The sequence below is a fragment of the Curvibacter sp. AEP1-3 genome, assembly GCF_002163715.1.
GTDB lineage: Bacteria > Pseudomonadota > Gammaproteobacteria > Burkholderiales > Burkholderiaceae_C > Allorhodoferax.
The window spans coordinates 350,171-374,605 of the sequence record NZ_CP015698.1; the positions used below are offsets into that span (position 1 = coordinate 350,171).

Genomic DNA, 24,435 nt, shown 5'->3' on the forward strand with positions numbered 1-24,435 from the left:
AGAGTGCCCAGCCTGCCTAATCCGGGTTGCGCTTAAAAGTAACCATCTTTCTTCCGCTTCTCCATGGAAGCCTCAGAAGTCTTGTCGTCCATGCGGGTGGCGCCACGCTCGCTCACGTCAGCCGCCAGCGTTTCGATCACGATGTCGGCAGCGGTGGCGGCCAAACTTTCCACCGGGCAGGTGCAGGTGATGTCACCCACAGTGCGGAATCGCACGTCGCGGCTCTCGATGGTTTCGCCTTCCTTGGGTGGCGTCAGCTCCGTTACGGGAACCAGCAAGCCTTTGCGCTCGACCACGTCTCGCTTGTGCGTGTAGTACAGGCTTGGCAAGGCGATCTTTTCACGCTCGATGTACTGCCACACGTCCAGCTCCGTCCAGTTGCTGATGGGGAACACGCGGAAGTGCTCACCGGGCTGAAGGCGGGTGTTAAACAGTGTCCACAGCTCAGGGCGCTGGGCCTTGGGCTGCCACTGGCCGAAGCTGTCGCGGTGCGAAAAGATGCGTTCCTTGGCGCGGGCCTTTTCTTCGTCGCGGCGGGCACCGCCAATCAAAGCGTCAAAGCGGAATTCGTCGATGGCTTCCAGCAGCGTGACGGACTGGTGCACATTGCGGCTCTCGCCGGGGTGGGCCAGGCGCACGGTGCCGCGGGCCATGGAGTCTTCCACGCTGCGCACGATGAGCTCGGCGCCCAGTTCCTTGGCACGGAAGTCGCGGAAGTCGGTCACTTCATGGAAGTTGTGACCGGTGTCGATCATCAGCAGCGGGTAGGGGATGCGGCCTACGCCAAATGCCTTTTCCGCGCACTTGAGCATGACGAGCGAGTCTTTACCACCCGAGAACAGCAGGGCGGGGCGCTCAAACGCAGCCGCCACCTCACGCAGGATGAAGATGGTCTCTTCCTCCAGCGCATCCAGATGCTGGTTGGAGAGGCGGTCGAAATGGGTGGGTTCAGTCATGGCGTTCATGCTTTGGCTTCTTCATGTTTCACGTGCAGGCCGCATTCTTTGGCGGCTTCGTCTTCCCACCACCAGCGGCCGGAGCGGAAGTCTTCACCCAGGCTGATGGCGCGCGTGCAAGGCTCGCAGCCGATGCTGGGGAAGAACTGGTCGTGCAGGGGGTTGTAGTCCAGCTTGTGGGTCTGGATGTAGTGCCACACATCGCCCCAAGTCCAGTTGGCCAGGGGGTTGATCTTGATTCGGGGCTCAGAGCTGTCCACCAGGGGCACATCGGCACGGGCGCCGGACTGTTCGCGGCGCAGGCCGGTAATCCAGGCGTCTTTGCCTTTGAGCGCGCGCTCCAGCGGTTCCATCTTGCGGATGCCGCAGCAGGCTTTGCGCAGGGCGATGCTCTTGTACATCGCGTCTTTGCCTTCGCGGTCCACAAACTTGACCACCGATTCATTCACCGGCTGGTACACCGTAACCGCAGCGCGGCTCGATGCCTTGAAGCGCTCCAGCAGGTTCAGGGTTTCTTGGTGCAGGGCGCCGGTTTCCAGCACGAAAATGCCGATGTCCAGCTTCAAGCTGTTGATCAGATGGCTGATGACTACGTCTTCAGCGCCCAAGCTGGACGCTTGGGTGACGGTAGCAGCATCACCATCTACACCCGCGTATTGGGCTGCGGCTTGGGCGAGCACACCTTGGGCTTCGGCCAGCTTGATGATGTATTCGCCGCTGGCTTCGGCATTGCGGGCCATGGCGCTGCCTGCAGGCTGCACTTGCACCGCAAAACGGTTGCCTAAGGAGGAAGTTTCCGCGCTCATACCGCTTCGCCTTCACGGGCAAAGTGGGGCTTCACGGTCACCGCGTCGCCTTGGTAGAAGCCGCGATAACGGTCGAACTGGCGCTGTGCGAAGTCGATGTTCTGGTCAGCGCGCAGCACGGCCACGTCAAAGCCGGTGCGTTCCATTTGCACCAGTTGGTCGATCAGCACGTCGCCAGTGGCGCGCAGTTCGCCGGTGAAGCCCAGGCGGCGGCGCAGCAAAAAGGCCTGGCTGTACGCGCGGCCGTCGGTGAACTTGGGAAAGTTCAGGTCGATGCGGGCGACGCCTGCGAGGTCCAGCGCGCGGGGGTCTTCGGTGTTTGCCAGTTCGATGACTCTTAGGCCCTCAGCGCCCGTGGAGTGTGCGGAAGCAGCTATCAATTTCATAGTGTTGTCTTTCTTTCGGCGTCCGGAGCTTCAGGCTTCTTGAGCGTCTTTGGCGTAGCCATCTTTTTTGGGCAGGGCGTGCAGGTCTTCGTGCTTGTCGGCCAGGCGGGCACTGTTGGCAGCCGCCTTGAAGGGGTCCATGCCTACACGCTTGAAGCAGTCGATAAAAGTCTCGCTGCCCACGCGGTGCTGGCGGAAGGTGTCAAGTACTGCCTCAATCACACCGGGCACTTCGAGGGCGCCAAAGGAGGGGCCCACGACCTTGCCGGGGACTGCATCGCCACTCAATGCGGATCCGTCGGAGCCGCCCAGTGACACCTGGTACCACTCCTTGCCGTCTTTGTCCACGCCCAGAATGCCGATGTGGCCGCTATGGTGGTGGCCGCAGGAGTTGATGCAACCGCTGATGTGCAGGTCGATCTCGCCCAGGTCGTGCAGCTCGTCCATGTCCTGGTAGCGCTCGGTGATCTGGGCGGCAATCGGGATGGAGCGGGCATTCGCCAGCGCGCAGAAATCGCCGCCGGGGCACGCAATCATGTCGGTCAGCAGGCGCACATTGCTGCGGGCCAGGCCGGCGTGGCTGGCGGCCACCCACAACGCGGGCAGGTCTTCTGCGCGCACCCAAGGCAGCAGCAGGTTCTGGTCGTGCGTCACCCGCACTTCACCGGCGGAGAACTCGTCGGCCAAAGCGGCAGCGGTGTCGAGCTGGTCGGCATCGGCATCGCCGGGGGCTTGGCCCAGACGCTTGTAAGACAAGGTGACGGCACGCAGAGCCGGGTTCTTGTGCGGTGCCACGTTTTGCTGCAGCCAGCGGTCGTAGTCTTTCTGGCGCTCGGCGGGAATTGCTACCGTTTTGATAGCTGCCGGCGCACGTTCGGTGAGCGCTGGGGGCACAAAACATGCCGTAACGCGGTCCAGCTCGGCCTGGCTGATGGTGTGGGGCGCTCCGTCGCGCGTGATGATTTGCTCGTACTCGGCTTCCACCTCGTCGATATAGCGCTGGCCTTCGGCCTTCACCAGGATCTTGATGCGCGCCTTGTACAGGTTGTCGCGGCGGCCCCAGCGGTTGTACACGCGCACCACCGCTTCCAGGTAATTCATGATCTGGTTCCAGGGCAGGAAGGCGCGGATTTCGGTGCTGATCACCGGGGTGCGACCCATGCCGCCGCCCACAAACACGCGGAAGCCCAGCTCGCCCGCGTCGTTCTTGATGAGGTGCAGGCCCACGTCGTGCCAACGCACCGCAGCGCGGTCGTTGGTGGCGCCGGTGATGGCAATCTTGAACTTGCGGGGAAGGAAAGCGAATTCAGGGTGCAGCGTGCTCCACTGGCGCATGATTTCGGCAAACGGGCGGGGGTCGGCAATCTCATCGACCGCCACACCGGCCAGCTCGTCGCTGGTGATGTTGCGGATGCAGTTGCCACTGGTCTGGATGCCGTGCATGTTCACGGTGGCCAGCAGGTCCATCACATCAGCGCTTTTGGCCAGGGGAATCCAGTTGAACTGCACGTTCTGGCGGGTGGTGAAGTGGCCATAGCCCACGGGCAGGTGGGTAGTGCCCCAAGTGGCCTGGGTGCCTATGGCCTTGTCAAACACCTCTTTGCTGGGGTGATCGTACTCGCGGGCTATGCGTGCCAGCACGCGCAACTGGGCGCTGGAGAGCTCGCCATAAGGCACGGCCACGCGCAACATGGGCGCATAGCGCTGGATGTACCAGCCGTTTTGCAGACGCAGGGGGCGGAACTCGTCATCGCTCAACGTGCCGGCCTGGTTGCGCTCCAGTTGGTCGCGGTGCTGGGCCGCGCGGGCGCGGATGAACTGGCGGTCAAATTCGGTGTATTGGTACATAGACGTTGTGCAGCAAAAATCAGAGAGCGATGAGTTTCAGACCGGCATAGGCCAGCAGCAATGACAACAGGGAGCGGATCACCCGCTCCGGCGTTTTGAACATCAGGTGCGAACCCACCCAGATACCGGGGAGCGAGCCTGCCAGCAGCTTGGCCAACATGGGCCAGTCCACCGAACCGAGGGACGCGTGGCCCATGCCAGCCACCAGGGTGAGGGGCACCGCATACGCAATGTCCGCCGCCACAATGCGCGGTAGGGGCAGCAAGGGGTAAAGCAGCATCAACACCGTGACGCCGATGGCTCCCGCACCGACGGACGTGAGTGTAACCAGCGTGCCTATGAGTGCGCCAAACAGCAGCGGCAGGCTCCAATGGCGGGGGCGTGCGGCTGCGGCCTCATGGCCAGCGGCGATGGTTTTGGGGCCGGTTTTGCCACGAATGGCCTTGTACAAGGTGGCCGCCGCCGTGAGCAGGAGCGCAAAACCCAGGGTGGTGGTCATGATGTGTTGGACAGCGCTGCTGGTGGCGCCCAGCTCGTGCAACACATACAGAGTGATGAGCGCGGCGGGGATGCTGCCGGCGGACAGGTTCAAAACCACCGGCCAGTCGATGTGGCGGGAACGCGCCAGCTTGATGGTGCCGCCCATTTTGGTAAATGCCGCAAACAGCAGGTCGGTCCCGACCGCCATGTAGGGCTTGACCCCGAAAAAGAAGATCAGGATGGGCGTCATCAACGAGCCGCCCCCCACACCGGTGAGCCCCACGATGGAGCCCACAAAAAAGCCCGCCAATACAAACGCCAAATCTTGCATGGAGGCGAATGTAGGCGGGCCGGCTTAGATTGAAAACTACTTTTTGGCTATAGGGGTATGCGATCTGGGAATATAGAGCTGCAAACGTCGTTGTACCTTGCCTCAGTACTTTTTGCCACGCAGCTCTTCCATGCGTTCGTTGAAGTACTTTTCTACGGTGTAGCGCTCGGAGAGCACCACTTCACGCCGGGGGTGCAAAAACAGCGGCAGCGAAATGCGCGACTTGGTCGCTCCTTCGCCGGTCGGGTTGAGCACCCGGTGCACGGTGCTGGGGTAGTAGCCGCCGGAGGCTTCGGCCAGCATGTCGCCGATGTTAACGATCAGCAGGCCAAAGTCGCAAGGCACATCGTGCCAGGCTTGGTCCTTGCCCAAGACCTGCAGGCCGGGCTCGGTAGCCGCCGGCAGGATGGTCAACAGGTTGATGTCCCCATGGGCTGCAGCGCGCACTGCTCCGGGCTCTTCGTCGCCACGCAGGGGCGGGTAGTGCAGCACGCGTAGCAGGGTGTGGTCGCTGCCTTCGATCATGGCAGGCAGGGGCATGGAATACCGTGCCTTCACATCTACTGGTGAGTTTTCTTCCACCCAGTTGAGCAGTGTGGCGGCAAGGCTAGCGCCTTCAGTGTAGTAGCGTCGGGCGGCGTCGCTCACCTCCGCAGGGTAACGGCCCCAAGGGTAGATGTGAAAGAACTCTTTCAAATCCTTTTTGGTGAAGTTCTTGGCCGTTTCTGACACGCTGGGCGAGAAGTAGCCGTCGTGCTTGACCGGGTCATTGGGGTACTTCGCCTTGGCTTCGGTTTTGAAAAAGCCCAGCCATTCGGTATAGATGCTTTCTACCAGTTCCTGGCTCAAAGGGTGGTTCTTCAGGACGCCGAAGCCGGTCTCGTGCAGGCTTTTGCAAAACTCCTGAGGAGCGTTGGGGCTGGTGAAGTCAACGACGGGTAAGTGCATGACAGTTTCTCGCGCAATCAGATCGGTTGAGCAGGCGTTTACAGCCAGTTGGACATCAGGGTGGATTCAATCAGCTGCAAAGCCTCATCGGCCTTGAGCTGCAAGCAGGCGTGGGTGTCAGGCACTTCGTCGCCCCAACCGGGTTGGGGGTAGAAGATGTCCTTGCGGCGCATCATGGTCTGGCCGTTGGCGGGGCCTTCCGTCGCCACGCGGATGCGGCCGGTCTGGATTTCAAACAGTTCGGGGTTGGTGAGCGCCACAAAGGCCAGCACGTCGTGTCCGAAGCAGCCGTGGATTTTGGCCACATGCGGGTAGATGCCGCTGTAGAAGTCCGCGTAGAAGCTTACTGCGTGGTGCAGAGTGTCGGTAGCGACGTGCTTGTGGTGGTCTGCCACTTTTTTGAACAGGGCCAAGGGCACGATCAGCTGATGGGTCACATCCAAACCCACCATGGTGAGCTTCCAGCCGGCGGTGAAAACAAAGTCGGCGGAGTGCGGGTCGTTCCAGATATTGGCTTCCGCCACGGGGGACACGTTGCCCGGCTCCACGATGGTGCCGCCCATGATGATGACTTCTTGCAGCAGCTGGGGCAGCTTCGGCTCCAGCTTGAGCGCAGTGGCGAGGTTACCCAAGGGGCCGACAGCGACCAGTGTGATTTCACCGGGATGGGCGCGGGCCATGTCCACGATGAATTGCGCGGACGGACGGGGGTCCAGCACACTGGTGGTCGCCACGCGGGAGGGCAGGTTGCCCAAGCCGTCGCCACCATGGATGAAGTCAGGAGGTGTGCCGGGCGCTTTGAGCCAGGGGGTTTTGACGCCCAGGGTCACTGGAATTTTGCGACCGGCAATCTCGGTCAGGTACAGGCCGTTGGTAGCTGCTTGCTCCACGGTGACGTTGCCAAAGGTGGTGGTGATGCCCACGACGTCGATGCCGGGGTGAGCCAGCGCGTAATAGAGAGCCATTGCATCATCGACACCGGGGTCGGTGTCATAGATGACTTTGCGTGCGGCGAGCGCAGAGGAATTGGTGCTCATGGAGTGACTCTTTTCAAAAAGCAAAAATGGAGGGGTTTCAGTTCAGGCCGCAAAAGGCGCGCAATGCGAGTGCCTCTTCTGCGCTGGTCGAGGGCGTAGACGCCAAGAGGGCTTCGACCTCCGTGGTTTCTGGAATGCTGGACTGTGCGCCCCAGCGGGTGCACGCTATGGCGCTGGCGGCGCTGGCAAACCGAAGGGCGTCGGCCAGTGGCTGGCCCTGGCTGAGCGCGGCGACCAGGCTGCCGCAGAAGGTGTCGCCGGCACCCGTAGTGTCCACCGGTGAAATGGGGAATGCGCTTTGTAGCGCGAACGCACCGTTGTGGCGCGCGCAGCTTCCCCGGTGCCCCAAAGTGACCACCACGGTAGGCACCGCCACACGGGCCAGGCAGTCGGCAATGCTGCCTTCATGACCCGAAACCACGGCCAGTTCACCTTCGTTGACTACCAGTACATCTACCTGGGCCAACAGCTCTGATGGCAAAGCGCGGGCGGGTGCTGCGTTCAAAACGACCTGAACTCCTTGGGCGCGCGCGGCACGGGCGTATGACGTGACCGTGTCCAATGGGGTTTCGAGTTGGAGCAAAAGGTGTGTGAAGCCCGCCAAAGATGGCAAATGTTCCGGGCGCAACTCGGCATTTGCGCCCGGAGCCACCGTAATGGCGTTTTCCGCATCGTCCGAGACGCAGATAAAGGCGGTCCCGGTAGGTTGATCGGGTGTACGCACGATGTGCATCTGCACGCCAGCCGATTGGAGGGAGTTTTCAAGCGGGGTCGCAAACGCGTCCTGACCCAAGCCGAGCAGCATGTGGGTGACGGCTCCGCCCGCCCGGGCACTGGCCACTGCCTGGTTGGCGCCTTTGCCTCCGGGGAAGGTTTGGAAATCGCGCCCGAGTACGGTTTCGCCCGGGGCGGGAATGTGATGGGCGCGGACCACAAAGTCCAGATTGGCAGAGCCAGCCACAAGTATCATCAACAGCACTCTCTGATTGCGAAACCGTCTATTTTGACGCCGAATTTGCAAGCCCCGGATAAGTTCTTTGATATAGACCCTAATGACTTCTGTTGCGCCTGATGTTCTTTGCCCCGTCACCGTTGTCGGGGGCGCCAACATGGATATCAGTGCCAAAGCGGGCAGCGTCATGCGTGCGGGTGACTCAACGCCTGGCGCCATTCATTACTCACCGGGGGGCGTTGGCCGCAACATTGCCGAAAACCTCGCGCGCTTGGGTGTTTCCGTCGACTTGGTATCAGTAGTCGGTGATGACGCGTTTGGCAAACAACTGCTCGCCAGCACCGCCGCGGCGGGAGTAGGTGTTTCATCCGTAGTAACCGTGCCAGGCCGACGCACTGCAACCTACCTGGCCATGCACCAACCTGACGGCGAGGTGGCCATGGCCGTGAATGACATGGGCATTCTGGAAAGCCTGACACCATCAGCGTGCGCCCTTGCACCTGCGCTGAAAAACTCAGGTGCATGGCTGCTTCTCGATTGCAATTTGCCTGAGGCGACGATCGCTCACCTTCTGAGTCTTGGCCGAAAGGTGGCTGTGGATGGGGTATCGGTGGCCAAGTGCAGGCGCATTGCCGAGGCGCTGTCATCCATCCATTTGCTCAAGCTCAACCACTTGGAAGCTGCAGCTTTGAGCGGTCTTCCTGTGGGTACCCTTGAGCAATGCATTGCGGCGGTTCAGCATTTCCTTGATTCGGGCGTTAAGCGGGTACTTATCAGTTTTGGTGCATCCGGATCAGCGTGGGGGCAGCGTGGGGAGGGGCCTGTATTCCGGCCGTCCCGTAGCGTTCCGGTGGTCAGCAGTACGGGAGCAGGGGACGCATTGTTATCCGGGTTAGTGGCTTCCCTGGTGCGTGGTTCACCTATGAAAGATGCCGTGGATTACGGTGTGGCCTGCGCAGAGCTCACACTTTCAAGTACATTCGCCAACTCTCCGGAATTGACACATGCCGCCGTGCGGCAGCAAATGGGCCTACCAGCATGACATTGAACCCCTATTTAGACATCGCACCCGAAGTGCGCCACGCCTTGGACCACGGGATTCCCGTGGTGGCCTTGGAGTCGACGATCATTTCCCACGGCATGCCTTATCCGCAAAACGTAAAGACCGCATTGATGGTGGAGGCCGAGGTTCGTGCGCATGGCGCGGTTCCTGCGACCATCGCCATCGTGAATGGCCGGCTTAAAGCAGGCCTGTCTGAAGCAGATATCGAGCAACTGGGCCGTAGCGGGCGCGAGGTGGTGAAGGTAAGCCGCCGTGATGTGCCCTTTATTGTGGCTGCCGGCGCCACGGGAGCGACCACTGTGGCATCCACCATGATCATCGCGGCGATGGCCGGCATTCGCGTGTTCGCCACAGGTGGCATCGGCGGTGTACACCGTGGCGCTCAAGAAAGTTTTGACGTGTCTGCAGACTTGCAGGAACTGGCTCGCACGCCGGTCGCCGTGGTATGTGCCGGCGCCAAGTCCATCCTGGATTTGCGCTTGACGCTGGAATACCTGGAAACGCACGGCGTACCCGTGGTGGGCTACCAGACCTCTTCACTGCCGGCCTTTTTCACACGCGATAGCGCGTTCCAAGTGGATTACCGCCTGGACACTCCCTCCGCAATTGCTCAAGTACTGCACGCCAAGTGGAGTATGGGTCTGGACGGTGGCATGGTAATTGCAAATCCCATCCCTCCTGAATTTGCCATGCCGCGGGATGCGATTGACGCAGCTATTGAGCAGGCGCTTGCGGAAGCCAAGGCACAAGGCGTGGGTGGCAAAGAGTCCACTCCGTTTTTGTTGGCACGGGTTTGCGAGTTGACCGGCGGGGACAGTCTGGCGTCCAACATCCAGTTGGTGCTCAACAATGCCCGATTGGCGAGCGCGATCGGGACATCGTTGTTGGAGGCGGAGCGCAGAACTTTGTAAACCGCCTGCATGGAAACCGGTTAAGGGGTGTATAACAATTAAGTTATATACGGAGAAGCCCTGATGCAGACACTGGAGTCCGCTGTGATTCTTGAACTACAGTGTGGCGTTGTCTGCGGTAAGCGGCAAATGGGTGGAAAAGACGGCATTCCTGCCGTTGAATGGTTGGTAAAACTGATTTTTTAACTTGATTGAGAACTGAGAGAAGCTATGAACGTTAAATCTCCTGTACGCATGACACTGTTGGCCGCTACCTTGGCCGCCAGTTTCCAGGCTATCGCGGCAGACCCTGCCGTTGTGTTCGACATGGGCGGCAAGTTCGACAAGTCTTTCAACGAAGCGGCTTACAACGGTATCGAAAAGTGGAAAAAGGAAACAGGCAAGAAGTACCTGTCTTTCGAAATCACCAACGAGTCCCAGCGCGAGCAGGCCATCCGCCGCATGGCAGAGCGTGGCGCCAGCCCCATCATCGGCATTGGTTTCGGCCAGGCTTCCAGCATTGAAAAAGTGGCCAAGGAATTCCCCAAGCTGCAATTCGCCATCATTGACATGGTTGTAGACCTGCCTAACGTGCAGTCCGTCGTGTTCAAGGAGCAAGAAGGTAGCTTCCTGGTGGGTACGATCGCTGCTATGGCCAGCAAGACCGGCAAGGTCGGTTTCGTCGGCGGCATGGACATTCCCTTGATCCGCAAGTTTGAGTGCGGCTACAAGCAGGGCGCCCTGTTTGCCAACCCCAAGGCTGAAGTTGTCGGCAACATGACCGGCACCACAGGTGCAGCATGGAACGACCCCGCACGCGGCGGTGAATTGGCCAAAGCCCAATTCTCTCAAGGTGTGGACGTGGTCTTCGCGGCTGCCGGCGGCACCGGTATTGGTGTGTATCAAGCGGCCAAAGACAGCGGCAAGCTGGCGATCGGTGTGGACAGCAACCAGAACCACCTGCAACCCGGCACCATGTTGACCTCCATGCTCAAGCGCGTGGATACCGCGGTGTACAACGTTGCCAAGGGCCACAAGGCTGGCATGACTGTGTTGGGTCTGAAAGAAGGCGGCGTGGACTACGCTGTGGATGCCAACAACGCCAAGTTGATTACGCCTGAAATGAAGAAGAAGGTGGAAGCAGCCAAGGCTGACATCATCAGCGGCAAGATCAAGGTTGCAGACTTCATGGCAGATAACGCCTGCAAACTGTAATCCGACGGACTGTGGGCCTGCAGCTGTCATGCTCGCAGGTGCCAGTCCGGGTTCGATTTCAAAGCCCGCGGTGCTTGCACGTGCCGTGGGCTTTTCGCTTCAATGCAAGAGCCTCTTGAGGAGCAGGATTTGAGTGTAGAGAGCACAACGCCAACGGCATCGACGCCACCGGCGATACATATGCAGGGTATCAACAAGCGTTTCGGCGCAGTTGCAGCCAATGCAGATGTGGATTTGCGTGTAGCCGCCGGTACGGTGCACGGGATCGTGGGCGAGAACGGCGCGGGCAAGAGCACCTTGATGTCCATTTTGTACGGCTTTTATCAGGCCGATAGCGGCGTGATTGAGGTGCAAGGCCGGCGCGTGATTATTCGCAATGCAGATGACGCCATTGCGCAGGGAATCGGCATGGTCCACCAGCACTTCATGCTCGTGGACACTTTGACGGCCTTGGAAAACGTCATGCTCGGTGCCGAGCCTCATTGGCTGCTCCAAAAGGCGGATGCCTCGGTGCGCAGCAAGCTGGATACCTTGATGCAGGCCACGGGTTTGCAAGTGCAGCTGGATAGTCTGGTTGCTGACCTGCCAGTGGGTGACCGGCAACGACTGGAGATTCTCAAGGCCTTGTACCGCGGCGCCAAAATTCTGATTCTGGATGAGCCCACTGCGGTGTTGACTCCGCAGGAAACTGAGCATTTGTTCAAGGTGTTGCGGGTGCTCCGCAGCCAGGGAACCACCATTTTGTTGATCACCCACAAACTTAAGGAAGTGATGGGTTTGTGTGACAACGTGACCGTCATGCGCGGTGGGCGGGTGGTTCAGGAATTGCCGATCGCGCAGGCCTCGGTGGAAAGTCTGGCTGAAGCCATGGTGGGCCGTAAGGTACACATGGGGCGGCTGGAGGGCGAAGCCCGCAAGGCTGGCGATACGCTGCTGTCCGTGCGCAATGTGGTGGTGAAAGACGCTCTGCAGGTCGTGCGCCTTCATGGTCTGAACCTGGACTTGCGTGCCGGCGAAATTGTCGGTGTGGCTGGGGTTTCCGGCAATGGGCAGAGCGAGTTACTGGATGTGCTGTCCGGGTTGCTGACTCCAGATTCCGGCAGTTTGGTGCTGGGTGCGGCCCAGTTTGAGGCGCCCCGATGGCTGGATCCCCAAAAGGCACGAGAGCTGGGCCTGGCCCATGTGCCGGAAGACCGCCACGCGCGTGCCATGGTGATGGACTTCGTGGCCTGGGAATCTGCAGTGCTGGGCTACGATGGCCTGCCGGAGTACTCCAGCGGCGGCTGGATGTCGCATGCCGGCATGCGCAAAGCCACTGCGGCATTGATGGAGCGCTTTGATGTGCGCCCACGTGACCCTGAGCTCAAGAGCAGCAAATTCTCCGGTGGCAATCAGCAGAAGCTGGTGCTTGCGCGCGAACTGGGGCAGGCGCCGAAAGTCTTGTTGGTCGGTCAACCCACGCGTGGGGTGGACATCGGTGCGATTGAATTCATATATTCCCAGCTGCGGGCCATGCGCGATGCCGGCTGCGCGGTGCTGGTGGTTTCGAGCGAACTGGACGAAATCCTGGCGCTTTCAGACAGAGTGATTGTGATGAACCAAGGTCGGGTGACGGGTGAGTTGGCCATTGAAGATTGCACCGAGGCAGGTATCGGCCTCTTGATGACGGGAGGCCCGCAATGAACGCCAATTACACCTTGCCGCGTTGGGCGGATCTGGTGCTCTTGCCTGCGGTGTGTCTTGCCGTGGCTTTGTTGGCTGCGGCAGGCGTGGTCGCTTTGGTGGGGCAGGATCCTGCGGAAGTACTCTCGGTGCTGGTCAACGGCGCTTTCGGCAGCCAGCGGGGTATCAGCTATACCCTGTACTACGCCACTACTTTTATCTTTACCGGCCTCGCCGTTGCCGTGGCTTTCCACGGTGGCTTGTTCAATATCGGCGGTGAAGGTCAGGCGATTCTGGGAGGCCTGGGCACCGGTTTGGTTGCCCTGTGGCTATCAAACAGCCTTCCGGCTTGGGCCATGTTGCCTTTGATGCTGGTGAGTGGTGCCTTGTTCGGTGCGGCGTGGGCTGCGGTACCCGCTTATCTGCAAGCCTATCGCGGCAGTCATGTGGTGATCACGACCATCATGTTCAACTTTATCGCCAGCAGCTTGCTGGTTTACTTGTTGGTGAATGTGTTGCGCCCCGCCGGTTCCATGGCGGTGGAGACGGCGGCCTTTGCTGCATCGGCCAAATTGCCCAGCATGCAGGATGCGCTCGCTGCTTTGGGTATTGAGTGGGACGCTTCCCCTCTCAACACCAGTCTGATTCTGGCTCTGTTGGCCTCACTGGCGGTCTATCTGTTCCTCTGGCGTACGCGCGCTGGTTACCGTTTGCGGGCCGTCGGTTCCAGCCAAAGCGCTGCCGAGTATGCCGGCATCAACGTACGCCACCAAATCGTCATTGCCATGGCGATTTCCGGGGCGCTGGCAGGTATGGTGGGTATGAACGAGATTGCGGGTGTCAACGGCAAGCTGCTGTTGGAGTTCGTCAGTGGTGCAGGCTTTACCGGCATCGCAGTGGCCTTGATGGGGCGTAACCATCCGGTGGGGATTATTTTTGCGAGCGTGCTTTTCGGAGCCTTGTTCCAGGGTGGCGCGGAAGTGGCGTTCGAAGTACCGGGTTTCAGCCGGGAGATGGTGGTCATGTTGCAGGGTTTTATTGTGTTGTTCTCGGGCGCCATGGTGTACGTCATCGCACCGGTTCTGGCTTGGGTTTTGGGCAAGACCTCGGTGATAGGCGTGAAGTCGGGGGTGCAACATGGATGAGGCATTGTTTGCGGCCATGTTGGCCTCTACCCTGCGGGTGTCCACGCCGCTGATCTTGTGCGCTTTGGCTGGCATGTTCTCTGAGCGCTCCGGTGTAGTGGACATTGGCTTGGAAGGCAAGATGCTGTTCGCAGCATTCGCAGCCGGTGCAGCCGGCGCAGCGTACCAGTCCACCACCTTGGCTCTATTGCTGGGCGTCATGGTGGCTGTCGTTTTGTCCTGGATGCACGGGTTGGCCTGCGTCAGCCACAAGGGTGATCAGGTGGTCTCGGGCGTGGCGATCAACATCATCGCGGCCGGGATGACCGTCGTACTGGGAATTGCCTGGTTTGCACAAGGTGGACAGACACCGCCTGTGAGTACCGAGGTGCGCATCAAGGCCCTGTTCCCGGGCTTGCAAGAGGCGCTTGCCCAAGTTCCGTTTATAGGTCGCGTAGTGGGGGAGGGCTTGCTGAGCCATAACGCACTGGTGTACCTGGCGCTGGCGCTGGTGCCGGTGTCATGGTGGGTGTTGTTCCGCACTCGCTTCGGTTTGCGCCTGCGTGCGGTAGGCGAGAACCCGCAAATGGTGGACGCAGCCGGAGTCTCGGTCACCGGGCTTCGTTATGCGGCATTAACCATCAACGGTGTGCTCTGCGGACTTGCGGGTAGTTATCTCGTGTTGGCTCAAAGCGCCAACTTCTCAGCCAATATGACGGCAGGGCGTGGATTCATGGCATTGGCGGCGCTGATTTTCGGTCGCTGGCATCCGGTCGGGGCGTTCTGGGCATGTTTGTTGTTCGGATTCCTTGATGCAGCCGCGATCCGTCTGCAAGGTGTTCAGATCAGCGGCTTGGGAGAGGTTCCTGTGCAGCTGATTCAAGCCTTGCCCTATTTGTTGACAGTGATTCTGTTGGCAGGGTTCATTGGCAAGGCCGTGGCACCCCAAGCCTTGGGCCGTCCTTACTCCAAGGAGCGTTGAGGCCTTCGCGGGTTTCGATTCGACATGGCAATCACAGTCTGGGTCAAAGTGGTGGGTTTCAGCGATGCCGAGCGGCATTCGCTGAACACCATCTTCCGGGTGTCGCGTGCCGACGGGCCGAATTACGTGCTTTGGAAGCCGGAAGACGCCGCGTCACCCAATGTGGCGGTGATTGATGTGGACAGCTATGAAGCCGGTCTGGACTTGGTGTCTCCGGGATTTAACCCGCACCTGAAAATGATTGCCGTCGGCGATTCAGTTCCGCTCGGCGCATGGCGTGCGTTGCAGCGACCTGTCGACTGGGCGGCGCTGGTGCAGATGCTGGACGAATTGTTCTCTAGCTCCCAGGACGTCGACATAGACATTTTTGCGGAGGCGCCGCCCCCGCAAGCCCCTACACCGCCGGGTATCCGTTGTGCCTTGTTTGTAGGCATTCCGCTCGTTGGGGCATATTACTTGCGCACACGCTTGGCCTTGGCCGGCCTGTTGGTCGTTGACGAGGTGAAATCCCTTGAGGACTGCGCGGACCGCCTGTCCAAGCGCCGCTATGACCTAGCCATTGTGTACGTGGATCCGGTCACCCAAGACCCTTGGCGATATGCAAAATATTTTCAGGATCTCTCCGAGCCGTTGCCGAATGTCATCGGGGTGATGCCTCGCCCTGATTGGAAGTCGGTGCGGTTATCAGAGAGCATGGGGTGTTCGGCCTTGTTGGAAGTGCCTTTCAATCCCCAGCAGGTTCTCACTGCGTTTCAGAAGGTCTGAGGCCTCGGGCTCAGCCCTAGGTGTTATCACTTTCCACTTCGCGTAAAGCGCGGCGTTTTCGTCGACGCTGAGAGTCCATGGAGCGGGCCAAACTTGATTCGACAGGCCAAGGCTCGCCACAGATACGGGCCGCGATCAGCTCCGCTCCCAATGCGGAGAAGGTGAGTCCACGGGCCCCCATGCCCACCTGCATCCACAAACCATTGCGCCCCTGCGCATCCACGGGACCGGCCAGCGGCAAGCGATCGTGCGTGACACACCGTGTGCCCGACCAGCTGTCGGGTCCCCCGCCGCGGAACTGGGGAGTCAAGGTCTCGCCCACTTCTGGCAACAGCACATGCAGCCGGGCCAGGTTGTTGGCATGTTGTTCCGACAATGGTGCGATTCGATGCAAGCCCATGGTTGCGGCAGTGGGTTCTGCGTCGGGCTCGAAGCTGGAGCCGGCCAGCCAAAAGGATGTATCACCCCTTTGCTGAATCGAGATAAAGCATCCATTGCCGTTGTGCGGCAGGGTACCCCACGCACGGGCTACGTCTTTCAGCACCGTTCCCAGGCTGGCGGTGCCATGCACGGCTTGCAGATCGCCCAGTGTGAGGGGTAGGGTCGCTGCTCTGTGGAGTGCCATCTCAGAGGCGCTGAGCATGGCTCGTGCACCATAGGCATTGGCAAACACCACCATGTCCGCATCCAAAAGCTTGTCGCCTGCTGCATCCAATAGCGACCAAGTAGTATCTTGATGTTCCAAATGATGAACGTCGGCGCCATATCGCACCGTGATGCATGGATGGGCGAGCCACGCACCTACCAAAGCACGGGGCTTGATCCAGCCTGCATGGGTATGCGACCGGTCAGGCCCCTCGCTGAACCGGTGCTCCAAGACTCCACTCATGGCCCAGTCCGCGCCGTGACTTAGCAGCTCTTCTGCGTGTTGAAGCATCAGGCGGGCACCAACCCGCGACAACCGCGAGCGTGGACTGTCATCCGCCGAGATGTGAGGCACAACCAAACCTGCGGGTAGGCCTGATGCACCGCCTGCCGGATGTGCCGCTTTGTCCAGTACCGTCACTCGCCAACCCCTGCGTGCCAAGGCGTACGCCACACTGGCGCCGGAAATGCCGGCACCGACCACGCAACAGTGCGAGGTGGACGAAGAACGCAACTTCGCGACTGGCGGTTCTTTGGCGCCCAGTTTCCAAGGCGGGTCAAAAGTCGCCCGAAGAGCGTTCGATGTGGGTGTTGCGGCGATCTGCACAAAGCCCGCCTCTTGCAACCAAGCCGCATTCGGCCCCTCGGGAACGTGGGCGATCAGAGTCGCGCCACGGCGACAGAGACGTGCCAGTGCCTTGGCGGTCCATTTGTCCCAATCCAGAGGGAGGGCATCCACCCAAAGGGTGTCGGCAAACAGGTGGTGGTCTGCAAAGAAGGCTTTGCTATCGCCGATGCACAGAGTCAGTGAGATCTGACCTTTTTCAAGGAGCAGCCGGTGAATGCCCCGCGCCCGGTCTGATGCCGCTTTGTGAAGCGCCTGATATTGATCGGATGTACTGAGAGAGGGCTTCGAGAAATATTGCTCGTAGTCCTCAAGGCTGATGTGACCCACGTAGTGCAGCATGGTCGGCCGCTGCGGATCCGCCTGCCAAGCCAGCCAGGTGGCCATGAAGCGATCTCCGGCCCCGAAAGCGGTGTCCAGAACCGACCAGGCCCTTCGCTCGGCCCAAGCGGCGGGCAAGCCACTGGTTTGAAGCAGCGCAGACGCTGGGGCGTGCATCTGCACCGCGGGCTGCCTGTCAGGCGCTGGGGGGAACGTAGCCTTGTGCAGCGTCGGCACCGTCGCCAAAGAAGTGGTTTTCCATCTGGCGTGCGAGGTACTGGCGGGCGCGGGCGTCGGCCAGGTTCAGACGGTTTTCATTGACCAGCATGGTCTGGTGCTTCAGCCAGGCCGCCCAGGCTTCTTTGCTCACGCTTTCCCAGATGCGTTTGCCCAGCTCACCGGGGTAGGGCGCAAAATCCAGGCCTTCAGCCTCTTTGCCCAGCTTGATACAGTTAACGGTGCGTGCCATGTGGAAACCTCATCGATGGTGTGAAAACGAAAGGCCGAATCTTATTCGCTTTGGACTCACCCACGGCAATTGCGGGAACTTCAGCGCCTAAGATGGCACCAAAATGCACAAAGCCAGCGCCCACCGCGGGCTGGGCTCAACCCACAAGGACACAATTTTGAATTTGGTTTACAGCTGGATGGACAACGCGCCCCGCCGCGCGTTCGGAATGGTGGCACTGGCCTGTGTGGCCATGCTGGTGTTTGGTCTGTATCTGCAACATGTGGTCGGCCTGGAGCCCTGTCCCATGTGCATCGTGCAGCGATATGCTCTCATTTTGGTAGCTGTTTGCGCAGCGCTGACGAGCGCTAGCAGTCGAAAAGGCTTGCATGTCACAGGTGGGGCTCTCATGGTTGTACTCGCCGTGGCTGGTGCCTATGTGGCGGCTCGCCAGAGTTGGCTGCAATGGTACCCACCCGAGGTGGTGTCCTGCGGGCGCGACCTCTACGGCATGATCGAGACCTTCCCTCTCAAGCGCGCATTGCCCATGATCTTCCGGGGTGGGGGCGACTGCAGCAAGGTGGATTGGACCTTCCTGGGTGGCACGATCGCCAACTGGTCCTTCGTGTGCTTTAGCGCCTTTGCCGTGTTCGGCAGCCTGATGGTCTGGCGCAGCGCCCGCAAGCGCTGATTCGGGAATCCGGCCGCGTTGGCGGCCGGCAATGAGCCGAAGCGCTCTCAGCCCAGCTTCTTGACCAGCACTTGACTCTTGCGGTCCCAGTTGTATTTGCGTTTGCGCGCCTCGGGCAGCCAGTCCGGGTCCACCTGCACAAAACCGCGCTTGATGAACCAGTGCATGGTGCGAGTGGTCAGCACAAAAATGCTGTCCAGCCCTGCTGCCTTGGCGCGCTGCTCCACGCGCTTCAACACACGTTCACCATCGCCTTGACCCTGTACATCAGGTGACACAGTGAGTGCCGCCATTTCGGCCGTTTTGGCTTCCGGGTAGGGGTAGAGCGCCGCGCAGGCGAAGATCACGCCATCGTGCTCGATGATGGTGTAGTTGCCGGCGTCCCGCTCGATCTCGGTGCGGCTACGCTTGACCAGCGTGCCATCCTTCTCGAAAGGCTCGATCAGTTGCAGGATGCCGCCCACATCTTCCTCGGTGGCCTCACGAAGCTCTTCGAGCTTTTCATCGACCACCATGGTGCCGATACCATCGTGCACATACACTTCCAGCAGGATCGCACCATCCACCGCGAACGGGATGATGTGGCTGCGCTCCACGCCGTTTTTGCAGGCCTTCACGCAATGCTGCAAATAGAAGGTGGTGTCCGTGGGCAAGTTGGCGGTGGGCAGCTCTTTGAGCAATTTTTCTGCAGCGGCCAGCGGCAGCTCGGTGTCAATCGGGTTGTCTTCGCTGGCGGGAAGCGTCGGGTCCATGCGGATGCCGGGCACCTCGGTCAAAAAGATGAGCTTGTCCGCCTGCAAGGCGGTGGCCACACTGGTCGCCACTTCTTCCATGGTCAGGTTGAAGGCCTCGCCGGTGGGGGAAAAGCCGAAGGGCGAGAGCAGCACCATGGCGCCCATGTCCAGCGTTTTGGTGATGCCGGCAATGTCCACCTTGCGCACCAGACCGCTGTGCTGGAAGTCCACACCATCCACAATGCCCACCGGGCGCGCGGTGATGAAGTTGCCAGAAATAACCCGCACCGTGGAGTCCGCCATGGGTGTATTGGGCAATCCTTGACTGAAAGCAGCCTCAATTTCGTAACGCAGCTGGCCGGCAGCCTCCTGCGCGCAGTCCAGCGCCACTTCGTCAGTAATACGGATACCGTGGCTGTATTTGGGGGTGTGACCCTTGGCCAAAAGCTGCTCATTGACCTGCGGCCGGAAGCCGTGCACCAACACAATCTTCACGCCCATGCTCTGGATCATGGCCAGGTCCTGGGCCAAGTGCGGCAGCTTGCCCGCCGCAATCGCTTCACCGGCAATGCCCACCACAAAGGTCTGGTTGCGGAACTTGTGGATGTAAGGCGCAACCGAACGGAACCAGGGCACAAAGGTGAAGTTGAAGACAGAGGTCATTGAGGGGCGGGGTAGGCCGGTAAGGGTTTGTCAGGACTGGGATAATCCGCAATTCTCTACGAAGACCACGCCTTGACTGCCAGCCCCTTGCAAATCGAATTCCCAGAGTCGCTCCCGGTGTCGGGCAAACGCGACGAAATCATGGACGCCATTGCGGCGCACCAAGTGGTCATCGTCTGCGGGGAGACCGGCTCGGGCAAAACCACTCAGCTGCCCAAAATCGCGCTCGCCATGGGGCGCGGTCAGCGCCCCATTCCTGATGCTGGCGGGGCAAGCTCAACGACCCGCCCTCAGCGCGGCAAACTGATAGGCCACACCCAGCCCCGCCGCATTGCAGCCAGCAGCGTGGCCAAGCGCATTGCAGAAGAGCTGAAAACTCCGCTGGGCGATGTAGTGGGCTACAAGGTGCGCTTTAACGACCGGCTGGGCAAGGACGCCTCGGTCAAGCTGATGACGGACGGTATTTTGTTGGCCGAGACGCAGACGGACCCGCTGCTTAACGCCTACGACACCATCATCATCGACGAGGCGCACGAGCGCTCGCTCAACATCGACTTCCTGCTGGGCTATTTGCGCCAGATCCTGCCGCGCCGCCCGGACCTGAAAATTATCGTTACCTCAGCCACGATCGATGCGCAGCGCTTTGCGGACCATTTCAAGTCATCCAAAGGCCCTGCGCCGGTGATTTTTGTGTCCGGCCGCATGTTCCCGGTGGAGCAGCGCTACCGCCCGTTTGAAGAAAGCCGCGAGTACGACCTGAATGACGCGATTGCCGATGGCGTCGATGAGCTTTGGCGCGACCCGCACAACCAAGGCGACATCCTGGTCTTCCTGCCCGGCGAGCGCGAAATCCGCGAAGCGGCGGATCACCTGCGTAAACACCTGAGCCACCAGCCGGTGATGCGCAATGCAGAAGTGTTGCCCTTGTTTGCCCGCCTGAGCCCGGCCGAGCAGGACCGCATTTTTGACGGCCACACCGGCCGTCGCATCGTGCTGGCCACCAACGTAGCTGAAACTTCGCTCACGGTGCCAGGCACCCGATACGTCATTGACGCAGGCACAGCGCGCGTGAAGCGCTACAGTTTCCGTAGCAAAGTGGAGCAGCTGCTGGTAGAGCCCATCAGCCAGGCAGCAGCCAACCAGCGCGCTGGCCGTTGCGGGCGCGTGGCCAACGGAATATGCATACGCCTGTACGACCAAAAAGACTTTGATGGTCGCCCGCGCTTTACCGACCCGGAAATTTTGAGGTCCTCGCTGGCAGGCGTCATCCTGCGCATGAAGTCGCTGCACTTGGGCATCGTGGAAGATTTCCCCTTTTTGGAACGTCCCAGTGGACGTGCCATTGCCGATGGTTACCAGCTGCTCAATGAGTTGGGGGCCGTGGACGATGCCAACGAGCTGACGCCCCTGGGGCAGGAACTCAGCCGCCTACCGCTGGACCCGCGCGTAGGCCGCATGCTGCTCGAGGCCCGTGGCCGCGAAGCCTTGGACGAAGCACTGGTGATAGCCAGCGCCTTGAGCGTGCAAGACGTCCGTGACCGCCCCATGGAGGCCCAGCAACAGGCTGACCAAGCGCACCAAAAGTTTGATGACGAGAAGAGTGAATTCACCGGTTATCTGAAGTTGTGGAAGTGGATCCATGACGCAAGAGGCGGCTCCCCAGCACACCCGGGCGTTGAGGCGGCCGGGCGTTCTGCGCAGGTCAAGGAGGAGCCCGCGCAGCGGGCGGGGGACACGGAGCAGAGCGCCCGCCGACCCCAGCTCCCAGCGAGCGCACAAGGGTCGGCGCACACCGCCACCCATAAACTCACCAACCGCCAATACGAACAACTCCTGCGCCAAAACTTCGTCAACATCCGCCGTGTGCGCGAGTGGAAGGACATCTACACCCAGCTCCACACCGTGGTGGCCGAGCACAAATGGCGCCTCAACACCAAGCCCGCCAGCTACGAGCAGCTGCACCTGTCCATGCTGTCGGGCCTGCTGGGCAATGTGGGCTGCAAGCTCGAAGAGGGGCAAAACGGCGAATACCTGGGTGCCCGCAGCATCAAATTCTTTGCCCACCCCGGCGCCCACCTAACCAAAAAACCGGGCAAATGGATTGTGGCCAGCGAACTGGTAGAAACCACACGCCTGTTCGGCCGCGGCATCGCTGCCATTGAGCCCCAATGGCTGGAGCAAGTAGGCGGCCATCTGCTCAAGAAACAGCTGCTGGACCCGCACTGGGAAAAGAAAGCCGCCGAGGTCGTGGCGCTGGAGCGGGCCACGCTCTACGGCATCGTGGTCTACAGCGGCCGGCGCGTGAACTACAGCCGTGTGGACATGGCCGGCGCGCGGGAAATCTTCATCCGTGAAGCGCTGGTGGGCAAAGAATGGGAGACCACGCTGCCTTTTCTGGCCGCCAACCACAAGCTCATCAAGCAAGTGGAAGAACTGGAACACAAAGCCCGCCGCCAGGATGTGCTGGTGGACGACGAGCTGATCTACGCCTTTTACGACCAACAGCTACCAGCCGATGTGTGCAGCGGCTACAGCCTGGAGCGCTGGTACCGCGAAGAAGTCAAAAAGCAACCCAACCTGCTCAAGCTCACCCGCGAAGAGCTGATGCGCCACGAAGCGGCAGGCATTACTACCGCGTCCTTTCCCAAAACCATCCGTTTGGGTGGCGTGGACTGTGCCGCAACTTACCTCCATGAACCCGGCGATGCCCGTGACGGCCTGACCGTGACCGTGCCCTTGTTTGTTCTGAACCAGGTCAACGACGAGCGATGCGAATGGCTGGTGCCCGGCATGCTCAAGGACAAGGTGCAGGCCCTGCTGAAGACCCTGCACCAACGGCCCCGCAGCCGCCTGGTTCCGCTGCCCGACACCGCCGCCAAGTTCGCCGAAGCCCTGAATGCGCCCGAAAAGTTTGGTAGTGGCGGCTTGGTGGAAGCCGTGCTTAAGCTGGTGCGGGAAGCAACCTCGCTGGACATTGTGAAAGCTGACATCAAGGTCGACATGCTCAGCCCGCACTTCTTCATGAACTTCCGCGTGGTGGACGAACACGGCCGCCAACTCGGCCATGGCCGCAACCTGGGCGCGTTGAAGGCCGAACTGGGCAGCCAAGCACGGGGCGCATTCCAAGCACTTGCCAGCTTGAAGCTGGCGCAAAACCAGACGGCGAGCCAAGAACAAAGCAGCGCCCGAGGAAGCGGGATGACTGGGCATTCTGCGCAGGTCAAGGAGGAGCCCGCAAAGCGGGCGGGGGACACGGAGCAGAGTGCTCAGTCATTCCGCGTACTAGCGCCCGCCAACATTGCGCAACCAGCTACAAAATCCGTAGCAAATGCGAATACGGCCAGAGGCAGTGCCCCAAGCATCCTCGACGGCCGCTTCACCGCCTGGACCTTTGGCGAACTCCCCGAGCTGCTGGAAATCCGCAAAGGCGGCCAAACGCTGATAGGCTTCCCCGCGCTCATAGACGCCGGAGACGCGGTGACCGTGGAAGTGTTTGACGAACCTGAAGTAGCCGCCGCCAAGCACCGCGCCGGCCTGCGACGCCTGTTTGCCATCCAGATTAAGGACGCACTCAAGTACCTGGAAAAAAACATCCCGGACTTGCAAAAAATGGCGGTGAGCTACATGAACGTGGGCAAGGCCGATAACGGAAGCGGTGGGGGAACGGTAGAAGAGCTGCGCGAGCAAATCATCGCGGTGGCGCTGGACCGTGCCTTCCTGCTGGACCCGCTGCCCACCGACGAATTCGCCTTCAAGCGGCGTATCGACGAAGGGCGCGGCCGCCTGACGCTGATCGCCAACGAAGTGGCCCGTATGGCGAGCGTGATCTTGCTCGAGTACGCCACCGCAGCCCGCAAGATCAAGGACACCAAAAACGCGCCGGATGCCTCGAGTGACGCCCAGCAGCAGATCAACCGCCTGATCCCCAAGAAGTTTTTGCAGGCCACGCCTTGGGACCGGCTGCAGCACCTGTCCCGCTACCTCAAGGCCATCACGCTTAGGCTGGACAAGTACCGTGCCGACCCGGCCCGCGACGCTGCCCGACTGACCGAACTGCGCCCCCAGGAGCAACGCTACTGGCGGCTGGTGGCGGAGCGCAAAGGGGCAGTGGATGAGCGCATGCAAGAGTTTCGCTGGTTGCTGGAAGAGTTGCGTGTGAGCTTTTTTGCCCAAGAGTTACGCACGCCCCAGCCGGTGAGCGTGAAGAGACTGGACAAGGCCTGGGCGCAGATCCAGAGCTGACTTGGCCCGTTCCCGATCCCTTGGGTTTAGCCCTCGGGCGGCAGCAACATGGCAATGCGCTCGCTGATGGAATCAGCGCGTTCATGACCGGCGATGTCTTCCACAGCGCTGATCATGTCGCGCGCGGCGGCCAACATGGATTCGCGGTCTTTGGCGTTGCGCAGCGCTTCGCGGAACGCTTCGGCGCGCTCCGGGTCACGCCGCACAAACATGCGCTCGCAGATGTCGAACAGAAACATCCGAGTCGTTGCCAGCGAGCGCTTGCCCTCGAAGTTGTCGGCCGACACGGCGGGGGTGACCACTTCGGTCAGCAAGGGGGCAGGGGGCGCAGCGTGCGCGGTTTCTGGAACGCGTGCTGGTTTGCTGGCAGGTTTGGCGGGTGCTGTCCGGACAGCAGGTTCCTGCGGTGGAACCAGATAGCCGCTGTGCATCAGGTGCGTGGCCAGCCGCAGGGCCTCGCCACCAAAAAGGTGGTTCACCGTCTCCACGGTGTTTCGGCCGTCCGCAAGAATGAGTAGGGCACGTTCGCGCTGACCCAGGGTGCGGTTGCCGATTTGCAATTCCGTCCGCGCTTTGTCGGTTTTCAGTAGTTGCATGGTCCTTCTCCAACGAAGGGCGCAT

At 60.6% G+C, this 24,435-nt stretch carries 21 protein-coding genes; 9 read left to right on the top strand and 12 right to left on the bottom strand.

Going from position 1 to position 24,435, the window contains the following annotated elements; genetic code table 11:
- Positions 1 to 32: 32 nt before the first annotated feature.
- The 8 genes from cysD to AEP_RS01625 all read right to left on the bottom strand — a co-directional run bounded on the left by cysD (position 33) and on the right by AEP_RS01625 (position 7,762).
- Positions 33 to 965, bottom strand: a complete 933-nt coding sequence (cysD, locus tag AEP_RS01590) for a sulfate adenylyltransferase subunit CysD (RefSeq protein WP_087493768.1) — start codon at positions 963 to 965, stop codon at positions 33 to 35.
- Positions 962 to 1,762, bottom strand: coding sequence for a phosphoadenylyl-sulfate reductase (locus AEP_RS01595; protein ID WP_442873348.1), 801 nt, complete (start codon positions 1,760 to 1,762; stop codon positions 962 to 964). Before AEP_RS01595 ends, cysD begins: the two co-directional genes overlap by 4 nt.
- Positions 1,759 to 2,148 carry a DUF934 domain-containing protein gene (locus AEP_RS01600; RefSeq protein ID WP_087493769.1) on the bottom strand — a complete coding sequence of 130 codons (390 nt, stop codon included), beginning with the start codon at positions 2,146 to 2,148 and terminating at the stop codon, positions 1,759 to 1,761. The genes AEP_RS01595 and AEP_RS01600 overlap by 4 nt, the downstream gene beginning before the upstream one ends.
- Positions 2,149 to 2,178: 30 nt before the next feature.
- Positions 2,179 to 3,996: a nitrite/sulfite reductase gene (locus tag AEP_RS01605; RefSeq protein ID WP_087493770.1), complete on the bottom strand. Its 1,818-nt coding sequence runs from the start codon at positions 3,994 to 3,996 to the stop codon at positions 2,179 to 2,181.
- A 19-nt stretch (positions 3,997 to 4,015) separates the two neighbouring features.
- Positions 4,016 to 4,807 (bottom strand): sulfite exporter TauE/SafE family protein, encoded by a 792-nt coding sequence (locus tag AEP_RS01610; protein ID WP_087493771.1) that lies wholly within the window; start codon positions 4,805 to 4,807, stop codon positions 4,016 to 4,018.
- 102 nt (positions 4,808 to 4,909) lie between these two features.
- Entirely contained in the window at positions 4,910 to 5,755 is an 846-nt protein-coding gene (locus tag AEP_RS01615) for a 2OG-Fe(II) oxygenase family protein (RefSeq protein WP_087493772.1), read from the bottom strand.
- Positions 5,756 to 5,793: 38 nt separating this feature from the next.
- Positions 5,794 to 6,792 carry a nucleoside hydrolase gene (locus tag AEP_RS01620; RefSeq protein WP_087493773.1) on the bottom strand — a complete coding sequence of 333 codons (999 nt, stop codon included), beginning with the start codon at positions 6,790 to 6,792 and terminating at the stop codon, positions 5,794 to 5,796.
- Positions 6,793 to 6,829: 37 nt separating this feature from the next.
- Positions 6,830 to 7,762 carry a ribokinase gene (locus tag AEP_RS01625; RefSeq protein WP_087493774.1) on the bottom strand — a complete coding sequence of 311 codons (933 nt, stop codon included), beginning with the start codon at positions 7,760 to 7,762 and terminating at the stop codon, positions 6,830 to 6,832.
- Between the two features lie 82 nt (positions 7,763 to 7,844).
- Here AEP_RS01625 and AEP_RS01630 point away from each other — a divergent pair, with 82 nt between their 5' ends.
- From AEP_RS01630 to AEP_RS01660, 7 genes are all read left to right on the top strand, one after another.
- Positions 7,845 to 8,786 carry a carbohydrate kinase family protein gene (locus tag AEP_RS01630; RefSeq protein WP_087493775.1) on the top strand — a complete coding sequence of 314 codons (942 nt, stop codon included), beginning with the start codon at positions 7,845 to 7,847 and terminating at the stop codon, positions 8,784 to 8,786.
- Positions 8,783 to 9,718: a pseudouridine-5'-phosphate glycosidase gene (locus AEP_RS01635; protein ID WP_087493776.1), complete on the top strand. Its 936-nt coding sequence runs from the start codon at positions 8,783 to 8,785 to the stop codon at positions 9,716 to 9,718. The genes AEP_RS01630 and AEP_RS01635 overlap by 4 nt, the downstream gene beginning before the upstream one ends.
- 210 nt (positions 9,719 to 9,928) lie before the next feature.
- Complete coding sequence (locus tag AEP_RS01640; RefSeq protein WP_087493777.1) at positions 9,929 to 10,912, top strand: BMP family lipoprotein; 984 nt, start codon at positions 9,929 to 9,931, stop codon at positions 10,910 to 10,912.
- A gap of 180 nt (positions 10,913 to 11,092) precedes the next feature.
- Positions 11,093 to 12,595, top strand: a complete 1,503-nt coding sequence (locus AEP_RS01645; RefSeq protein ID WP_232459902.1) for an ABC transporter ATP-binding protein — start codon at positions 11,093 to 11,095, stop codon at positions 12,593 to 12,595.
- Positions 12,592 to 13,719 carry an ABC transporter permease gene (locus tag AEP_RS01650; protein WP_087493779.1) on the top strand — a complete coding sequence of 376 codons (1,128 nt, stop codon included), beginning with the start codon at positions 12,592 to 12,594 and terminating at the stop codon, positions 13,717 to 13,719. Before AEP_RS01645 ends, AEP_RS01650 begins: the two co-directional genes overlap by 4 nt.
- The gene (locus AEP_RS01655; protein WP_087493780.1) at positions 13,712 to 14,680 is read left to right on the top strand and encodes an ABC transporter permease; all 969 of its coding nucleotides are present in this window, start codon (positions 13,712 to 13,714) and stop codon (positions 14,678 to 14,680) included. Before AEP_RS01650 ends, AEP_RS01655 begins: the two co-directional genes overlap by 8 nt.
- Before the next feature lie 24 nt (positions 14,681 to 14,704).
- Positions 14,705 to 15,445 (top strand): hypothetical protein, encoded by a 741-nt coding sequence (locus tag AEP_RS01660; protein ID WP_087493781.1) that lies wholly within the window; start codon positions 14,705 to 14,707, stop codon positions 15,443 to 15,445.
- A 16-nt stretch (positions 15,446 to 15,461) separates the two neighbouring features.
- Here the strand turns inward: AEP_RS01660 and AEP_RS01665 are convergent, their stop codons facing one another.
- Positions 15,462 to 17,102: an FAD-dependent oxidoreductase gene (locus tag AEP_RS01665; protein ID WP_198301881.1), complete on the bottom strand. Its 1,641-nt coding sequence runs from the start codon at positions 17,100 to 17,102 to the stop codon at positions 15,462 to 15,464.
- A 130-nt stretch (positions 17,103 to 17,232) separates the two neighbouring features.
- Positions 17,233 to 17,505 (bottom strand): oxidative damage protection protein, encoded by a 273-nt coding sequence (locus AEP_RS01670; RefSeq protein WP_087493783.1) that lies wholly within the window; start codon positions 17,503 to 17,505, stop codon positions 17,233 to 17,235.
- Between the two features lie 178 nt (positions 17,506 to 17,683).
- Between AEP_RS01670 and AEP_RS01675 the strand changes: the two genes are divergently transcribed.
- Positions 17,684 to 18,175, top strand: coding sequence for a disulfide bond formation protein B (locus AEP_RS01675; protein ID WP_087497134.1), 492 nt, complete (start codon positions 17,684 to 17,686; stop codon positions 18,173 to 18,175).
- Between the two features lie 47 nt (positions 18,176 to 18,222).
- Here the strand turns inward: AEP_RS01675 and argA are convergent, their stop codons facing one another.
- The gene (gene argA, locus AEP_RS01680) at positions 18,223 to 19,572 is read right to left on the bottom strand and encodes an amino-acid N-acetyltransferase (protein WP_087493784.1); all 1,350 of its coding nucleotides are present in this window, start codon (positions 19,570 to 19,572) and stop codon (positions 18,223 to 18,225) included.
- Positions 19,573 to 19,713: 141 nt separating this feature from the next.
- On the opposite strand from argA, the gene hrpA reads away from it, so the two are divergent.
- Positions 19,714 to 23,814, top strand: coding sequence for an ATP-dependent RNA helicase HrpA (gene hrpA, locus AEP_RS01685; protein ID WP_232459984.1), 4,101 nt, complete (start codon positions 19,714 to 19,716; stop codon positions 23,812 to 23,814).
- 26 nt (positions 23,815 to 23,840) lie between these two features.
- On the opposite strand, the gene AEP_RS01690 is transcribed toward hrpA, so the two are convergent.
- Complete coding sequence (locus tag AEP_RS01690) at positions 23,841 to 24,410, bottom strand: hypothetical protein (protein ID WP_087493786.1); 570 nt, start codon at positions 24,408 to 24,410, stop codon at positions 23,841 to 23,843.
- Between the last annotated feature and the right edge of the window lie 25 nt (positions 24,411 to 24,435).

Coding starts and splice junctions, on each gene's coding strand:
- cysD (WP_087493768.1), bottom strand. CDS start 965: ATGAACGCCATGACTGAACCCACCCATTTCGACCGCCTCTCCAACCAG.
- AEP_RS01690 (WP_087493786.1), bottom strand. CDS start 24,410: ATGCAACTACTGAAAACCGACAAAGCGCGGACGGAATTGCAAATCGGC.
- hrpA (WP_232459984.1), top strand. CDS start 19,714: ATGGACGCCATTGCGGCGCACCAAGTGGTCATCGTCTGCGGGGAGACC.
- AEP_RS01670 (WP_087493783.1), bottom strand. CDS start 17,505: ATGGCACGCACCGTTAACTGTATCAAGCTGGGCAAAGAGGCTGAAGGC.
- AEP_RS01640 (WP_087493777.1), top strand. CDS start 9,929: ATGAACGTTAAATCTCCTGTACGCATGACACTGTTGGCCGCTACCTTG.
- AEP_RS01605 (WP_087493770.1), bottom strand. CDS start 3,996: ATGTACCAATACACCGAATTTGACCGCCAGTTCATCCGCGCCCGCGCG.
- AEP_RS01610 (WP_087493771.1), bottom strand. CDS start 4,807: ATGCAAGATTTGGCGTTTGTATTGGCGGGCTTTTTTGTGGGCTCCATC.
- AEP_RS01660 (WP_087493781.1), top strand. CDS start 14,705: ATGGCAATCACAGTCTGGGTCAAAGTGGTGGGTTTCAGCGATGCCGAG.
- AEP_RS01615 (WP_087493772.1), bottom strand. CDS start 5,755: ATGCACTTACCCGTCGTTGACTTCACCAGCCCCAACGCTCCTCAGGAG.
- AEP_RS01595 (WP_442873348.1), bottom strand. CDS start 1,762: ATGAGCGCGGAAACTTCCTCCTTAGGCAACCGTTTTGCGGTGCAAGTG.
- AEP_RS01635 (WP_087493776.1), top strand. CDS start 8,783: ATGACATTGAACCCCTATTTAGACATCGCACCCGAAGTGCGCCACGCC.
- AEP_RS01600 (WP_087493769.1), bottom strand. CDS start 2,148: ATGAAATTGATAGCTGCTTCCGCACACTCCACGGGCGCTGAGGGCCTA.
- AEP_RS01650 (WP_087493779.1), top strand. CDS start 12,592: ATGAACGCCAATTACACCTTGCCGCGTTGGGCGGATCTGGTGCTCTTG.
- AEP_RS01620 (WP_087493773.1), bottom strand. CDS start 6,792: ATGAGCACCAATTCCTCTGCGCTCGCCGCACGCAAAGTCATCTATGAC.
- AEP_RS01655 (WP_087493780.1), top strand. CDS start 13,712: ATGGATGAGGCATTGTTTGCGGCCATGTTGGCCTCTACCCTGCGGGTG.
- AEP_RS01630 (WP_087493775.1), top strand. CDS start 7,845: ATGACTTCTGTTGCGCCTGATGTTCTTTGCCCCGTCACCGTTGTCGGG.
- AEP_RS01645 (WP_232459902.1), top strand. CDS start 11,093: ATGCAGGGTATCAACAAGCGTTTCGGCGCAGTTGCAGCCAATGCAGAT.
- AEP_RS01675 (WP_087497134.1), top strand. CDS start 17,684: ATGGACAACGCGCCCCGCCGCGCGTTCGGAATGGTGGCACTGGCCTGT.
- AEP_RS01625 (WP_087493774.1), bottom strand. CDS start 7,762: ATGATACTTGTGGCTGGCTCTGCCAATCTGGACTTTGTGGTCCGCGCC.
- AEP_RS01665 (WP_198301881.1), bottom strand. CDS start 17,102: ATGGCCACCTGGCTGGCTTGGCAGGCGGATCCGCAGCGGCCGACCATG.
- argA (WP_087493784.1), bottom strand. CDS start 19,572: ATGACCTCTGTCTTCAACTTCACCTTTGTGCCCTGGTTCCGTTCGGTT.